The 14,752-nt window shown below is 63.4% G+C and carries 14 protein-coding genes; 4 read left to right on the forward strand and 10 right to left on the reverse strand.

From position 1 onward, the window contains the following. Positions 1-69: 69 nt before the first annotated feature. From AC50X5_RS11770 to AC50X5_RS11780, 3 genes are all read right to left on the reverse strand, one after another. A complete protein-coding gene (locus AC50X5_RS11770) occupies positions 70-2,895 on the reverse strand; it encodes an aconitate hydratase (RefSeq protein ID WP_494976275.1) in 2,826 nt (941 codons plus the stop codon). Positions 2,896-3,043: 148 nt separating this feature from the next. Then, complete coding sequence (locus AC50X5_RS11775) at positions 3,044-4,477, reverse strand: class I SAM-dependent RNA methyltransferase (RefSeq protein WP_494976276.1); 1,434 nt, start codon at positions 4,475-4,477, stop codon at positions 3,044-3,046. Then, positions 4,474-6,450: an APC family permease gene (locus tag AC50X5_RS11780; RefSeq protein WP_494976277.1), complete on the reverse strand. Its 1,977-nt coding sequence runs from the start codon at positions 6,448-6,450 to the stop codon at positions 4,474-4,476. The genes AC50X5_RS11775 and AC50X5_RS11780 overlap by 4 nt, the downstream gene beginning before the upstream one ends. A 130-nt stretch (positions 6,451-6,580) precedes the next feature. Here AC50X5_RS11780 and AC50X5_RS11785 point away from each other — a divergent pair, with 130 nt between their 5' ends. Continuing rightward, entirely contained in the window at positions 6,581-7,252 is a 672-nt protein-coding gene (locus tag AC50X5_RS11785; protein WP_494976278.1) for a potassium channel family protein, read from the forward strand. After that, entirely contained in the window at positions 7,252-7,986 is a 735-nt protein-coding gene (locus AC50X5_RS11790) for a potassium channel family protein (protein ID WP_494976279.1), read from the forward strand. The genes AC50X5_RS11785 and AC50X5_RS11790 overlap by 1 nt, the downstream gene beginning before the upstream one ends. Here the strand turns inward: AC50X5_RS11790 and AC50X5_RS11795 are convergent. The 4 genes from AC50X5_RS11795 to dut all read right to left on the reverse strand — a co-directional run bounded on the left by AC50X5_RS11795 (position 7,941) and on the right by dut (position 10,340). Further along, complete coding sequence (locus AC50X5_RS11795) at positions 7,941-8,690, reverse strand: DUF3159 domain-containing protein (RefSeq protein ID WP_494976280.1); 750 nt, start codon at positions 8,688-8,690, stop codon at positions 7,941-7,943. The genes AC50X5_RS11790 and AC50X5_RS11795 overlap by 46 nt on opposite strands. After that, positions 8,687-9,031: a single stranded DNA-binding domain-containing protein gene (locus tag AC50X5_RS11800; protein WP_494976281.1), complete on the reverse strand. Its 345-nt coding sequence runs from the start codon at positions 9,029-9,031 to the stop codon at positions 8,687-8,689. The genes AC50X5_RS11795 and AC50X5_RS11800 overlap by 4 nt, the downstream gene beginning before the upstream one ends. Next, positions 9,024-9,773 (reverse strand): DUF3710 domain-containing protein, encoded by a 750-nt coding sequence (locus tag AC50X5_RS11805; RefSeq protein WP_494976282.1) that lies wholly within the window; start codon positions 9,771-9,773, stop codon positions 9,024-9,026. Before AC50X5_RS11805 ends, AC50X5_RS11800 begins: the two co-directional genes overlap by 8 nt. Positions 9,774-9,857: 84 nt before the next feature. Beyond that, positions 9,858-10,340: a dUTP diphosphatase gene (gene dut, locus AC50X5_RS11810; RefSeq protein ID WP_494976283.1), complete on the reverse strand. Its 483-nt coding sequence runs from the start codon at positions 10,338-10,340 to the stop codon at positions 9,858-9,860. A 102-nt stretch (positions 10,341-10,442) separates the two neighbouring features. On the opposite strand from dut, the gene AC50X5_RS11815 reads away from it, so the two are divergent. Further along, on the forward strand, positions 10,443-10,949 hold the full coding sequence (locus AC50X5_RS11815; RefSeq protein WP_494976284.1) for a DUF3093 domain-containing protein: 507 nt from the start codon (positions 10,443-10,445) through the stop codon (positions 10,947-10,949). 23 nt (positions 10,950-10,972) lie between these two features. On the opposite strand, the gene AC50X5_RS11820 is transcribed toward AC50X5_RS11815, so the two are convergent. After that, positions 10,973-11,272: a DUF4193 domain-containing protein gene (locus AC50X5_RS11820; protein ID WP_494976285.1), complete on the reverse strand. Its 300-nt coding sequence runs from the start codon at positions 11,270-11,272 to the stop codon at positions 10,973-10,975. Between the two features lie 212 nt (positions 11,273-11,484). Here AC50X5_RS11820 and sepH point away from each other — a divergent pair, with 212 nt between their 5' ends. Beyond that, the gene (sepH, locus tag AC50X5_RS11825; protein WP_494976286.1) at positions 11,485-12,855 is read left to right on the forward strand and encodes a septation protein SepH; all 1,371 of its coding nucleotides are present in this window, start codon (positions 11,485-11,487) and stop codon (positions 12,853-12,855) included. Here sepH and AC50X5_RS11830 read toward each other — a convergent pair. Together AC50X5_RS11830 and AC50X5_RS11835 are read right to left on the reverse strand one after the other, a co-directional pair. Beyond that, positions 12,852-13,556 carry a thymidine kinase gene (locus tag AC50X5_RS11830; RefSeq protein ID WP_494976287.1) on the reverse strand — a complete coding sequence of 235 codons (705 nt, stop codon included), beginning with the start codon at positions 13,554-13,556 and terminating at the stop codon, positions 12,852-12,854. The two genes, sepH and AC50X5_RS11830, sit on opposite strands and share 4 nt — an antisense overlap. Further along, positions 13,549-14,751 (reverse strand): alkaline phosphatase family protein, encoded by a 1,203-nt coding sequence (locus tag AC50X5_RS11835; protein WP_494976402.1) that lies wholly within the window; start codon positions 14,749-14,751, stop codon positions 13,549-13,551. The genes AC50X5_RS11830 and AC50X5_RS11835 overlap by 8 nt, the downstream gene beginning before the upstream one ends. Position 14,752: the final 1 nt, after the last annotated feature.

Genomic DNA, 14,752 nt, shown 5'->3' on the forward strand with positions numbered 1-14,752 from the left:
AACGTCAAGGCCCCGGCTGGTCCATGACCAGCCGGGGCCTTGAGGCGCAATGCGCGGGAAGGATATCCGCTAGTTGGCGGAAATCTGGCGCAGGACATACTGCAGGATTCCACCGTTGCGGTAGTAGTCCGCTTCGCCCGGGGTATCGATGCGCAGCACGGCATCGAAGGACTTGACGGAGCCGTCCTCCGCTGTGGCGGTAACCTTCAGCGTCTTCGGCGTGACGCCTTCATTGAGGGCTGTCACGCCCTCGACAGCGAATGTTTCCGTGCCGGTAAGGCCAATGGTTGCTGCGGACTCGCCAGCCGGGAACTGCAGGGGCAGGACGCCCATGCCGATCAGGTTGGAGCGGTGGATACGCTCGTAGCTTTCGGCCAGGACAGCCTTGACGCCCAGGAGCGCGGTTCCCTTGGCGGCCCAGTCACGCGAGGAACCGGAACCATATTCCTTGCCCGCCAGGACCACCAGCGGAGTGCCGGCTGCCTGGTAGTTCTGCGCGGCGTCGTAGACATATGCCTGCGGGCCGTCAGCCTGGGTGAAGTCACGGGTGAACCCGCCCTCCACACCGTCAAGCAACTGGTTCTTGATACGGATGTTCGCGAACGTACCACGGATCATGACCTCGTGGTTGCCTCGGCGTGAACCGTAGGAGTTGAAGTCCTTACGCTCCACGCCGTTGGCCAGCAGATACTGGCCGGCAGGGGTGTCGGACTTGAACGAACCGGCCGGGGAGATGTGGTCCGTGGTGACCGAATCACCCAGCTTCAGCAGGACCCGGGCGCCCTCAATGTCCGTAACGGGAGACGGCGTGGCCTGCATGCCCTCGAAGTATGGGGGCTTCCGGACGTACGTAGAGTTCGGGTCCCAGGCGAAGGTATCGCCTGCGGGGGTATCGAGCGCCTTCCAGCGGTCGTCGCCGTCGAAAACGCCCTCATAGCCGCGGGCGAACATTTCCTTGTCGATCGAGGAATCGATGACCTGCTGGACCTCTACCGGGTTAGGCCAGATGTCCCTGAGGAAAACGTCGTTGCCGGCATCGTCCTTGCCCAGGGGATCCGTCTCGAAGTCGAAGTCCATGGTACCCGCCAGGGCGTAGGCGATAACCAGCGGCGGCGAGGCCAGGTAGTTCATCTTCACGTCCGGGTTGATCCGGCCTTCGAAGTTGCGGTTGCCTGACAGCACTGCGGCGACCGAAAGGTCGTTGGCCTGGACGGCCTCGGAGATTTCGGCATCCAGCGGGCCGGAGTTACCGATGCAGGTAGCACAGCCGTAGCCAACGATATAGAAGCCAAGCTTCTCCAGGTACGGAGTCAGGCCCGACTTCTCGTAGTAGTCGGTGACAACCTTGGAGCCGGGAGCAACGGAGGTCTTGACCCATGGCTTGGATGTCAGGCCTTTGTCCACGGCGTTGCGGGCCAGCAGTGCGGCGGCCAGCATCACAGACGGGTTGGACGTGTTGGTGCAGGACGTGATGGAAGCGATGGCAACTGCCCCGTGGTCCAACTCGAACTCGCGGCCGTCTTCCGTGGTGACCTTGACGGCGTTGGAAATCCGGCCGGCTGCACCGTGCGCCGCAGAATAGATCGGCGGCTCGCGGTCCGTGTCCGTCACGTGGGTGTCGGACTGCGTGAAGGAGGGCGGGTCCGAGGCCGGGAAGGTCTCCTCGAGGGACTCGTCCAATGTGCCGGCGTCGGCATCGTGGGCAACGTAGTTGCGGAGGTCGTGCCGGAACTGGTCCTTGGCCTCGGTGAGCACGATGCGGTCCTGGGGACGCTTCGGGCCGGAGATCGAGGGAACCACGGTAGACAGGTCCAGTTCAATGAACTCTGAGAAGCGCAGTTCGCGGGAGGGGTCGTGCCAGAGTCCCTGTTCCTTGGCGTAGGCCTCGACCAGTGCGACGTTCTCGTCGGAACGGCCGGTAAGCCGCAGGTACTCGAGGGTGACGTCATCGATGGGGAACATTGCAGCCGTTGAACCGAATTCCGGGCTCATATTGCCGATCGTGGCGCGGTTAGCCAGCGGCACGGCAGCGACGCCTTCACCATAGAACTCAACGAACTTGCCTACCACACCGTGTTTGCGCAGCATCTCTGTGATGGTCAGGACGACGTCGGTAGCGGTAGCACCGGCAGGGATGGAGCCGCTGAGCTTGAAGCCAACAACGCGCGGGATCAGCATGGAAACCGGCTGGCCCAGCATGGCAGCCTCGGCTTCGATGCCGCCAACGCCCCAGCCCAGCACACCGAGGCCGTTGACCATGGTGGTGTGTGAGTCGGTGCCGACGCAGGTGTCCGGGTACGCCCGGACGACGCCGTCGATTTCGCGGGTCATGACGGTGCGGGCCAGGTACTCAATGTTTACCTGGTGCACAATGCCCGTTCCCGGAGGAACAACCTTGAAGTCATCAAAGGCGGTCTGGCCCCAGCGAAGGAACTGGTAGCGCTCACCATTGCGCTGGTATTCGATCTCCATGTTGCGTTCCAGTGCGCCGGCGTTGCCGAATGCATCGATCTGGACGGAGTGGTCGATGACCATTTCTGCCGGTGCCAACGGGTTCACCCGGGTAGGATCGCCGCCCAGTTCCTTAACAGCCTCACGCATGGTGGCGAGGTCGACGACACAGGGAACACCCGTAAAGTCCTGCATGATCACGCGGGCCGGCGTGAACTGGATTTCTGTATCTGGCTGGGCGTTGGGGTCCCAGCCGGCCAAGGCGCGTACGTGATCGGCAGTGATGTTCGCGCCGTCCTCGGTCCTCAACAGGTTTTCAAGCAATACCTTGAGGCTGAACGGAAGGTTTTCTGCACCTTCAACGGAGTTCAACCGGAAAATTTCGTATTCGGTTCCGGCTACATTAAGTTTGCCTTTTGAACCGAAGCTGTCCACAGTGCTCATCGCAGGACTCCTCTCGCAACAGTTTTATCTTTGTCGCGCGGTTGTCCGCTAGCTAGTTAGGACTGCCTAATTAGCGGTTCCGGGCATATTGCTTGCCATCAGCTGTGATGGCGGACGCGACAGGACTACTGGGCCCATAGTAGTGGCTTCAGGCCCGGGGAGTCAGCAGCGCCACCGTTTCCAGGTGGTGGGTGTTCGGGTACAGATCGAAGGCTCGGAGCCCGGCCAGCTGCCAGCCACCCTGCCGGAAGTAACCCAGATCACGTGCGAACGACGCCGGATCGCAGGACACATACGCAATGGCCCGCGGCTTCGACTCCATCAACTGGTGCACCACCGCCTTGCCGGCTCCTGCGCGGGGCGGATCCAGCACCACCGCATCGAAGGCATAAGGCTTTTGCCGCAGTACCTTCTCCACTCGCCCCTGGACAATGCTCACCTGCGGCGCCCCGTGCAGGTTCTTGCGCGCGTCGCGGCTGCCGCCGGGCGACCCCTCTACGGACAGGACGGCGCCGGTCTCGCCCACGAGGTCAGCCAGCCTTGCTGTGAACAGGCCGGCCCCTGCGTATAGGTCAGCAACACTGCTCCCGGGCTGGAGGTAGCCGCCGTCGCCAAGGAAATCAGTTACCGCGCCCACCAGGGTCTCGGGGCCGTTCCGGTGAATCTGCCAGAATCCTGCGCCGGTGACCCGGTATGTGTGGCCCACTGCGGACTCCTGGACCCATGTGCGGCCACGGAGCTGCAGGGTTTCGGAGGTCTCGGGATCAAAGGTGGCAACCGATACGTCCTCGGGCAACTGCGCGAGGATGGCGGCCAGGCGTTTGGCCTTGGTGCCGGCGGCCGGCTCCAGCAGAATCAACGGCCGGGACCCGTTTGCCGGTGCAGCGACCTCAACGCGTTCGATGCCCTGAAGGTCCACGTCCCACAGCCGCAGGTTGTTGATGGCACTCACCGCAAGCGGCATCTCCCGCACCGCATAAACCTCGTTGGAGCGGTGGGCGTGCATCCCCAGGCGTCCGCCCCGGGTGACGGAGAAACTGGCGCGGGTACGCCAGCCGAGGCCGGCTGCGGCCCCCGGGTCCTGCAAAGGAACCTCTTCAACTTCAACATCGCGTTCGACGGCGGACTCCAGTCCGCCGAGCCGCTTCAGCTGTTCAGCCAGCACAGCGGACTTGAGCGCGCGTTGCCGCGCGGGGGCAATGTGGCCAAACTCGGCCCCGCCCACCGGTGGATGGCCGTTGGCCCAGGCGCGTCTTGAATCTGCGGTATGCCAGAAGTGATCCACGCGGTCCGGGGATGCCTCAAGAACCTCCACGACATCGCCTCGCCAGAACCGGGCCGACGGCCCGGCCTCGGTCAGGCGCACCCGGACCCGCTCCCCCGGAATGCCATGGCGGACAAAAATCACCCTGCCGTCGAGGCGGGCAACGCAGTGACCGCCGTGGGCTACCGGGCCCACTTCCAGCTCCAGTTCCATGATCTCCTCGGGAGACGATCCCGGGCCTGCCTCCTGCCCGGACTCGACGACGGATGATGTGCTGGTGCTGGTAGTGCTGTTGATGTCTCTCCCAGATGGTGTCATCGCAGGTCCTGCAGGTTCTTGGCTTCTTCGGACGATTTTAGCTGCCACGGCACGCTGGCCACCATCACACCGGGTTCAAAGTGCAGCCTGGTCTTGATCCGGAGGGCCGTCTGGTTGTGGACCAGTTGCTCCCACCATTTGCCCACCACGTACTCGGGAATGTAAACCACAATCAGGTCCCGCGGGGAGTCCCGCCGCATGTTGGTGATGTACTCCATGATCGGCGTCACGGTCTCGCGGTACGGGCTGTCCAGGACGGTGAGCGGCACCGGGATGTCGAGCTTTTCCCAGTCAGCAACGGTATGCGCGGTTTCTTCGGCATTGATATCCACGGTGATTGCGTCAAGCCGGGAAGGCCGGGAGGCGCGGGCATAAGCCAGGGCCCGAAGCACCGGCTTCCGGACGTGGGAGACCAGCAGCACCGCGTGGACCCTGGTGGGCAGGGCCCGGGGCGAGGAATCCTCGTCCACCGCCAACTCCCTGGCCACGTTGTCGTAATGGGCCCGGATGCTCCACATGATCAGGAACAGGATGAACATTGCAAGCAGAGCGAGCCAGGCACCCTGCTCAAACTTTGTGATCAGGACGATGACCAGTACCAGTGCGGTCATGCCGAAACCGACCATGTTGATCGTCCGCGACTTAACCATCCGCCGCCGGAGGTTCCGGTCCTTGGCAAGCTTCAGTTCGCGTCCCCAGTGCCGCACCATGCCCAGTTGGCTGGCCGTAAACGAGATGAAGACGCCAACGATGTACAGCTGGATGAGCTTGGTGACATCGGCGTCAAAGGCAAGAATCAGCACCAGCGCACCCGCCGCCAACGCCAGGACGCCGTTGCTGAAAGCCAGCCTGTCCCCCCTGGTACGCAGCTGGCGCGGAAGGTAGCCGTCCTGGGCCAGAATCGAACCCAGAACCGGGAATCCGTTAAAGGCGGTATTGGACGCGAACACCAGGATGGTTCCGGTGGCAGCCACCACAATGTAGAAGGGAATGGATCCAGGGCCGAAGATCGTCTGGGCAATCTGGCTGATGGCAGGGTTCTGGATGTAATCCGCAGGGAGCGGACTGCCGTTCAGCAGGAATTCGGTGGCGGGATCCAGGACAATGTGGACCTTGGTTGCATTAGCCAGGTAGATGATACCCGCGAGCATGGTGGCGCCAATGACTCCCAGCAGCAGCAGGGTCGTGGCGGCATTCTTGCTCTTGGGAGGCTTGAAGTTCGGTACACCGTTGCTGATCGCTTCGACACCGGTGAGCGCTGCGGCCCCGGAGGAGAAGGCCCGCAGCAGGAGGAAGGCTCCGGCCAGACCGACAAGCCCTTCATCGAAGCCGGCAGCCGGAACGATCTCAAAAGCAGCCGAAGGAGCCTGGCCTAATTGCCCCGTGGCGGCCTGAAAGACGCCCACAGCGGTCATGCCCAGGATGGAGGCCATGAAGATGTAGGCAGGAACCGCGAACACGCTACCTGCTTCCTTGACGCCGCGCAGGTTTACCAACGCCAAAATGACGACTCCGACCGAGGCGATCAGGGCCTGCTGGCCGTGCAGCGCCGGCACAGCGGTAGTCAGGTAGGACGCAGCCGAAGACATGGAAACCGCGACGGTCAGGACGTAGTCCACCAGCAGCGCCGAGGCAACAGTCAGTCCGGCATGCTTGCCCAGGTTGACGCTGGCAATTTCATAGTCCCCGCCGCCGGATGGGTAGGCATGGACGTTCTGCCGGTAGGACGCCACTACGGTCAGCAGCACGACCATCACGGCAAGACCGACCCACGGGGAGAAGGCGACAGCGCTGACCCCCGCCAGTGCCAGGGTCAGCAGGATTTCATCAGGCGCATACGCAACAGAAGACAAGGCGTCGGAGGCAAAGACCGGCAACGCGATCCTCTTGGGTAGCAGAGTATGGGCGAGGCGGTCATTTCTGACAGGCCTTCCCACCAGCACCCTCTTCGCCGCATTGAATATTGTCAGCACTCCACAAAGTTAGTCGCATTCGCCTCCGATGTCATGACGGCGATCAGGACTGTTGCTGCGGAAGGTGTCCGCGCACTGCCGGTAGAGTTCTGACTGCAGCAGGTGGGAACAACAGATTGAGGAGATTGGCGTGGCGCACTTCGTGATCATGGGTTGCGGTCGTGTGGGCGCAACCCTGGCGCATACCCTGGAAGAAGCCGGGCATTCCGTGGCGATCATCGATCAGGATGACCGGGCATTCCGCAGGCTCCGTCAGGGCTTCACCGGACGCAAAGTGACGGGTGTCGGCTTCGACCGCGAAACACTCAAACAGGCGGGCGTTACCGAAGCGTATGCCTTCGCCGCCGTTTCCAGCGGCGACAACTCCAACATCCTGGCCACCCGCGTGGCCCGCGAAACTTTCCATGTTCCACATGTGGTGGCACGCATCTACGATCCCGGCCGGGCTGAAATCTACCAGCGCCTGGGCATCCCCACCGTGGCTGCCGTCCGCTGGAGCGCAGACCAGGTTCTCCGCCGCATCCTGCCTGAACAGCATCTCGCCGGTGAGTACCGTGAGCCCTCCGGGCGGCTGGTGCTCACCGAAATAGATCTTGATCCGGCATGGATCGGGCAGGGCATCGGCACGATCGAGAAAGTCGCCGATGTCCGTATCGCTTACCTGACCCGGTTCGGCGAGGGTATTTTGCCCTCCGCTGCCGCCATTTACCAGGAAGGCGATACCGTGCACGCCATGCTGTCCCTGGACCGGGTCTCCGAAGTGGCCCATGTCCTGGCTAAACCGCCCGTCAAGGAGCTGTAGTGAAAGTCGTTATTGTCGGGGCCGGCAGTGTGGGCTCATCGATTGCCAGGGAGTTGCTTGCGCACAAGCATGACATTCTCCTGATCGATCTCAAGCCCGAGGTCATAGGCCGCAGCGGGCTCCGGGGCGCGCACTGGCTGGTGGGCGACGCCTGTGAACTGAGCACCCTGCAAGGCGCCAGGCTTGAGGATGCCGACGTCGTGGTTTCGGCCACCGGTGACGACAAGGTCAACCTGGTGGTATCGCTCCTGGCCAAAACAGAGTTCGGCGTGGGCCGCACGGTTGGCCGGGTCAACAACCCCAAGAACGACTGGATGTTCAATGACTCCTGGGGCGTTGACGTCGCGGTCAATACACCTCAATTAATGACCGCGCTCGTGGAGGAAGCCGTGGAGATCGGTGACCTCGTCAGGCTGCTGACCCTCCAGACCGGGGTCGCTTCACTGGTGGAGTTCACCGTGCCGCATGACTCGCACGTCATCGGTTCAACGGTGGGTGACATCCAATGGCCTGAAGACGCCACTTTGGTGGCAATCCTCCGCGATCACGCGCCCATCACCCCCAGCCGTGATGACGTCATCGACGGCGGCGACGAACTGTTCTTCGTGACCACCATCGCAGCAGAGGACGACCTCCGGGCGTTGCTGTCACCGGATTCGGCCGAAGCCGGAGCTACAGGCGCGCCTGCTCAGGCTTCAGTGGATGATGCGTTCGACGACGGCTTCGAAGGCTGATCGCCGGCGGGCACGGCAGGCACCGGCCGGGTCAGCAACCAGGCTACCCAAACGCCCAGAATGTACAACGGCGCACCCATGAGCAGTCTGGTTGTGGCCAGGGCAGTCAGTCCCTCGGATCCCATCAGGTAGAGCGGTACCTGCACGATCAGTCGAAGTGCCAGGACCAGGACAATTACCCAGGTTCCCAGCCGGTAAGCCCTTAACCGGGCTGGATCCTTGCGCCAGTCAAGTCCTTCGTTACGGATGAAACCGAACAGCAATCCGGCGATCGGCCAGCGCAGGGCAATCGAAGCAACCATGGCCGCAATGTAGGCGGCGTTGGTGATGAATCCCGGGAGATAGAAATCCTCTGCCTTACCCGTGGTATTGGCGAGCCAGGCCGAAATGCCCACACCCACGATCCCAGCCAGTGCCTGGGTCAGCGGTCGTCGTTGGATCAGCCTCACAACCGTGAATACCGCTGCCGAAGCCAGCGCGGCCACGAGCGAGACGGGTAGGTCGCGCCAGATGGTGAAGACAACCAGGAATACCAGGCCCGGAAGGATGCTCTCGGCGATTCCCTGGATGCCGCCGGCGCTCTTGAGGACGTCAACCTTGCCGTCACTGGACCGGTGGAGCCCGGCCTTCGCGGCGTAGCTGCCCGCAACGGCACCCAGGCTGTCCGGCCGTTGATCTGGCCGGTCCTGCTGCTCGGGATTCATTCTCGCTCCTGTTTGGACAATATTTCGTAGCGTGGATTGAACATGGTGGCCTTGCCCTGGCTGCGGGTCAGCATTCCCTCAAGCTTGATTTCGGTGCCCGCTACCAGCCCGGGTATGCGGCGCCTGCCCAGCCAGATGACCTGGAGCCGTTGGCGCTCGGACCGATGGGCGATGCCCGGGTCCGACACCATGGCGGTAAAGGCCGCAACGCCGCCGGACGGTGCGTACGTCACCGAATCGATGTTGCCACGGCATACCACCCGGCCACGTTCGGGCAGGTCGTTAATCACCAGAACGTTGGCGTTGGCCGGAGGCCGCCGCGCATCGCCGGGTTCAGCCAATGTGAGTGGTCTCCGGCCCGCGTTCAGGCTTATGGAGTTCCGGCTGCTGTGGTTGTGGTGGCTGTGCCGATGTGTCCTTGGGAAGGCGCAGCGGCAGCAGGTCGCGAGGCGGCATGGGGCTGTCGCCCCGGATCACCACGACGCGGCGGAACAGTTCCTCCAGCTCTTGTGCAGCGTCACGTTCCATGGCTGCAGAACCGCCCAGCACACCGCGGAGGAACCAGCGCGGCCCATCGACGCCAATGAAGCGGGCCACCCGGTAGCCCTGGCTGCCGTCGGCAGCAGCCGCAGGCAGTTTTGCCACCAGTTCGGTGCCGAAACCACCCTGGATTTCTTCAACCTGCCCGCCTTGGCTCCCTACAGACTGTCCGATCTGTTCCCGGATGTCGTCCCACAGCCCTTCAGTCTTCGGAGCAGCAAAAGCCTGCAACTGCAGGCTTGAACCGTTCAGATCCAAAGTTACTGCGATGACCCGCTGCGTCTTTTCCTCGATTTCGAGTCGGAGCTGAAGTCCTTCGCTCGGCGCAATGAGGAGGGCGCCCAGATCAACGTAGCCCTCACGGCTGGTGATTTCAGAAATGTCAAAGGGGCCCGTAGTACTGCGGGCGTCATCAGTTCCTGCGGTGGCCGGGGCAGTGGCCTCCGGTTCCAGGGCGGCACCCGCCTCAGCGGAATCCGCCTCAGGGAATTCCGTCTCAGCCTGCTGTTCGTTCCTGGATTTTTTGCCTAGTCCAAAAACCATGGGTCGTCTCCTTCATTGGGATGGTGCGGGCCTTGGCGCTGATGGAAAGCGGCCCGGCCCACCACGGTGCGCTGTGCCGGGGATTCAAGCTCCCGGCGTCGTGAATCCACCGGTTGAACCGAAGCCACCGGCGCCACGGACGGATCCGCTCAATTCGTTCACAGGGACAAACTGCGCATGCTCCACACGCTGGATGACCATTTGGGCTATTCTATCGCCGCGGCGCAGCTGGATGGCGTCCTTGCGATCGGTGTTCAGGAGCGTCACGGCGATTTCTCCGCGGTAACCGGCGTCGACGGTTCCGGGTGCGTTGACCACGGTCAGTCCATGCTTGGTGGCCAGCCCGGAGCGAGGGTGGATGAGCGCCACGAAACCCTCCGGCAAGGCGATGGCCACGCCGGTCGGCACCAGTTTCCGTTCGCCGGGCTCGAGATGGACGTCCGCTGTGCAGCGAAGATCGGCCCCGGCGTCGCCGGGATGGGCGTAGGAAGGAGGTTCAAGGCCACTGTCCAGCATTTTCAGCTGGACCTGGAGGGTGGCTTGGGAGAGTCCTGGAAGTTCAGTCACAGTTCCTCACTCTAACGCGGCGGCGTTGCCGCGGCCTAGCCGTCCTCCACAGGAGCAGGCGCCCGAAGATGAAATGACGGGTCAAAGGTGAAAAGCTGGGGTATGCCTGATTCCAGTCCCACATCCCCCCTGCCTAGCGGTGCCTCGCCGGACCCGAAGCACGGGCAGCCCGTTTTTGACGAGAAGCTACTGCCGTCCCTCTGGATCTGGCTGTTTGCCTTAGGGTTCTCCGGCGCTGGAATCCTGGTGTTCGCGCCCATCAGCCCCACCGCGGGATTCATCGCCGCAGGCGTCCTGCTGGTCATTGTGTCCACGCTGCTGCTGCTCTCTACGCCGCGGATCATTGTCACGGACACAGAATTGACCGTGGGCCGGGCAACGATCAGCCGTAACTTCATTTCCGGGGCGAGCGCTCATCGCGGACCGGACGCCACCCGTGAGCGGGGCACGGGCCTGAACGCCTTGGCTTATCTGTGCATCCGGGGATGGATTGACCCGGTGGTCCGGATAGAACTCTCTGACCCGGCAGACCGCACCCCTTACTGGCTGGCCTCAACACGACGGCCAGAGGAACTGGTCAAAGCGCTCCAGACCTTCCCCGCGAAGTAACTGCTGGACACGTCACTACAGGCTCAGCCTTCACACTCGGCGCAAAACAGCTGGCCGCCCGACTCGCGTACCAGCTGCGAACGGTGATGAACCAGGAAACACGAAGCACATGTGAACTCGTCAGGCTGGGGCGGGAGAATCCGAACCAGCAACTCTTCGCCGGACAAATCCGCGCCCGGCAGCTCGTAGCCACCGGCCAGATCGGTTTCGTCCTCTTCCACCACTGCAGTGGGCTTGTCGATGCGGGCGGACTTGAGCTCCTCGAGTGAATCCGAAGCGAGGTCCTCTTCTGATCTGCGTTGAGCGTCGTAGTCTGTCGCCATGGCGTACTGGTCACTCTCCGTATGTGCCGTTGAACGGGTACTGCCTCAACACAACGCCCGGCGACGCCCTTTTGTGCCCACGCTCCCCTAGAAACAGATGGATTCACCCTGATTTGCCCGGAATTTCGCGGCGCGCCCTTTCCCCTAAGCGATAAACCCCCTGCCAGATGGCAGAGTTTCGAGTGAAAGTAATGCCAGGGTGGAGGATTTGTATGCAGGATCTACGGCTTGTAGGCGTGCACGACGACGGGACTCACCTCCTGTTGACCGGGCCCGGCGGCGAGATGTTCCGGCTGCCGATCGATGAAGCACTGCGATCGGCCAGCCGTCAGGTGCCCAAACCGGCCGGTGGGACGCCGGTGGCTTTGTCGCCCCGCGATATCCAGGCCCGTATCCGTGCCGGGGCCACCGCTTCGGAGGTGGCGGATCTGGCAGGGATTCCGCTGGCCAAGGTAGAGCGTTATGAGGGGCCTGTCCTTGCCGAGCGTGACTATGTTGCCCGGCAGGCACGCAAGATCGAGGTAGCGGCGCCCTCCCCCGGCCACGAAGCGTACCGTGCCGCCTTTGGCGACCATCCCGCCACTTTGGATGACATGGTTTCGCATCGGCTCAGGGCCCACGGTATCGAGGAATCCGCCGTCGAGTGGGATTCCTGGCGGCGCCCGGACGGTTTCTGGACGGTCGTTGCCCGCTTTGAGATCAGTACTGCCCGGCCCGCCGGAATCGGCGAAGAGCCGCCGGCCATGTGGACGTTCAGCCCTGCACGCAAGACCCTGCAGAACGCGAACCGCTGGGCACAGCAACTCAGCGAACTGGAACCCCTCGATGGACCCGTTCCTGCACGCCGGCTGACTGCCGTGACTGACCGGCCCTTTGACTTCGAAGCCGAGGCGCAAGCCCCGGCCGAGCCTTCCGCAACGACGCCCTCCGCTGTAACCGGCCCGGAAGCCGATGGCCTCCTGGATCTCCTCCGTTCCCGGCGCGGCCAGCGCCTGGGAGTGGACGAGGACGGCGACGACACCCTTGCCCTGTTGCTGAGCCAGGGTGTTCCGGCAGCCCATCCGCGGCCGTCGGAAGTGCCGGACGAGCCACGCCCCGCAGGAGATGGTCAGCACAGTGATGATCACGAAACGCCTGCCGCCCACGGGGACACCCGCGATGGCCGGCGTAAGGACGGACGGCCATCCATGATGGCGCGGCTAAGCCTCATCCCGCCGTTGCGGGAGAATATCACCGGTGCAGCAGAATCTCCGGACCGCGAAGACCCGCTGGCACTGCACGACGGCGTCAGCACCGAAACTCGTGAGGTCACCATTACGCCGTCCCCGGCAAAGTCCCCAGGAAACGGTTCTACGGGAAACGGTTCTACGGGCAACACTTCAGGGGGCACCGGTGCAAGCGAAGGCTCCGGCGCGGGCCTCGACGAGCTGCTTGGCGGCGGACAAAGGCGGCGGAACACAGAGCCCGCCTACCCCAGCCCGCACGATCCAGGCCCGGCCCCAACTCCTGAGCGGCCCGCAAAGGCTAAACGGTCAAGCGTCCCCACCTGGGATGAGATCGTTTTCGGTACCCGGGGCGATTAACCCCGCCAGTGGCACGCGTCCACGTCGAAGGGTAGCAACTGGTCCTGTTCGGCCATGATCCTTGCCCCGTGGGCGGTAACGCGCCGCATGTAGTGACGCCGGCACAGGGTCTCATAACCCACCATGGGACCCTGGCCGGGTTCGTGCCCGTCAGGCCCGGGATCGGCGCCCATGTCGACGTCGCCCACCACCACCTGGGCACCCTCAACCACCATGGCTCCATCAATTGTCCGGGCATTATGCGTAGCCCGGCGGCCGCACCAGCAGAGCGCTTCAACCTGAAGCACCTGGACCCGGTCCGCGAGCTCAATGAGACGCTGCGAACCCGGGAAGAGCCTGGTCCTGAAGTCAGCTGTGATACCAAAAGCGAAGACATCGATCTCCACCTCATCGACCAGCCGGGCCAGCTGTTCAACCTGTCCGGGTGAGTAGAACTGGGCTTCGTCGCAAATCAGGTAGTCCACCTGCTGGCCGCGCATACGCCGGGTCATCACCTCATCCCAGAAGTCCGTGTGGTCCAGGACTTCGTTGGCATCGGTCTCGAGTCCCAGTCGGCTGGAAATACGCGATCCACCGGCGCGGTCGTTCCGGCTGAACCGGACGCCGCCACGTCCGCGGGCCCGATGGTTGTAGTCCATTTGCAGCGCCAAGGTGGATTTGCCGCAATCCATGGTTCCTGAGAAGAACACCAGCTCAGCCACGGCGCGACGCCTTTCCCTGGGCAGTGAAGCAAAGCAACGGCACTTCCCGCTCAGCCCGGGTCAGTGAGCCATGCTGACCGATGACATCCAAGGCAGCAGGGCGCACGCGCCGGGTGTCGTAAAGGGCAATACCTTCCCGGGCGGCAACCATGAGATCGCCGATCCTCTCCCCCACGCCGTCGCGGACTTCTCCGAAAAGTCCCGCGCGCACAGCCTCCTCCCGGGTAAAGACCCATGCCCTGTCGCCGAACCGGGACTGCCAGCTCCGGAAGAGCCGCTCCCGTGTGTCACTCCCGGCGTCGGGCTCCAGGTAGAGATGGACCATCCTGGGCTCGCCGGCTGTATGCCGGACTCCCTCTATCAGGGCCGGGTCAGCCGAGTAATCGATGCGTTGTGATTCGGGCACGTCGATCATCCCGTGGTCTGCGGTCAGGACTATGGTGGTTCCCGCCGGCAACCCTGTGTTGAGCCGCTTCACGGTGGCGTCGAGTTCCTCCAGCTGGTGCTCCCACTGCTCGGACGCGGAGCCATGCCGATGCCCGGCTTTGTCCAGCTCATTCAAGTAGTAATACATGAGGGTGGGGCCCTCGCCTGACATGGCCTCGGCGGCCGCCGCAGTGCGGGCGTGGGGCGTCACAGCTGAAACGAACCGGCCACCGCGCAAGGCCGCACGGGTCATGGGAGAGTCGGCGAACTGTGGCAGGCTCACGGTGACCACATCCACAGTTCCGGCAACGTCCTCAAGAATGGTCGGGAACGGCTGCCAGGCCGCCGGATCGACGCCGTCGTCCCAGTTGCCCAGCATGTTTACCACCCGGTCCTGGGCCGGATCCAGCACGTCGTAGCCCACCAGTCCGTGCTGCCCCGGCGGGCGTCCGGTCCCCAGGCTGGCAAGCGAGGCGGCAGTGGTGGAAGGAAAAGCGGAATCCAGCCACACCGGGACGGCTCCCTGGCCCGCCTGGACCACGGAGCGCAAAAATGGTGTGTGCGCAGCCTTTTTCTTGAGCAGGCTCCGTCCCAGGCCGTCAGCCAGCACGACGCAGACTCTCGAAGACGCGGGGAAGGCCAGGTGGTTTGAATAGCCGGCAACACCCAGACTAGCGGCGGCGCTGCCAAGAACCTCAGCAATGGACTGGCGGCCGTACGCGGGCGGCTGTGGAAGGCGGATGGATTCGCTGGTCAGCTCAGGCAGCATG

It is taken from the genome of Pseudarthrobacter sp. MDT1-40-2 (assembly GCF_059383595.1).

What these genes read in the sequence shown, in the direction of transcription:
- AC50X5_RS11770 (WP_494976275.1), bottom strand. Translation starts at nt 2,895, where the DNA reads ATGAGCACTGTGGACAGCTTCGGTTCAAAAGGCAAACTTAATGTAGCC.
- AC50X5_RS11775 (WP_494976276.1), bottom strand. Translation starts at nt 4,477, where the DNA reads ATGACACCATCTGGGAGAGACATCAACAGCACTACCAGCACCAGCACA.
- AC50X5_RS11795 (WP_494976280.1), bottom strand. Translation starts at nt 8,690, where the DNA reads ATGAATCCCGAGCAGCAGGACCGGCCAGATCAACGGCCGGACAGCCTG.
- AC50X5_RS11805 (WP_494976282.1), bottom strand. Translation starts at nt 9,773, where the DNA reads ATGGTTTTTGGACTAGGCAAAAAATCCAGGAACGAACAGCAGGCTGAG.
- AC50X5_RS11815 (WP_494976284.1), top strand. Translation starts at nt 10,443, where the DNA reads ATGCCTGATTCCAGTCCCACATCCCCCCTGCCTAGCGGTGCCTCGCCG.
- AC50X5_RS11820 (WP_494976285.1), bottom strand. Translation starts at nt 11,272, where the DNA reads ATGGCGACAGACTACGACGCTCAACGCAGATCAGAAGAGGACCTCGCT.
- sepH (WP_494976286.1), top strand. Translation starts at nt 11,485, where the DNA reads ATGCAGGATCTACGGCTTGTAGGCGTGCACGACGACGGGACTCACCTC.
- AC50X5_RS11835 (WP_494976402.1), bottom strand. Translation starts at nt 14,751, where the DNA reads ATGCTGCCTGAGCTGACCAGCGAATCCATCCGCCTTCCACAGCCGCCC.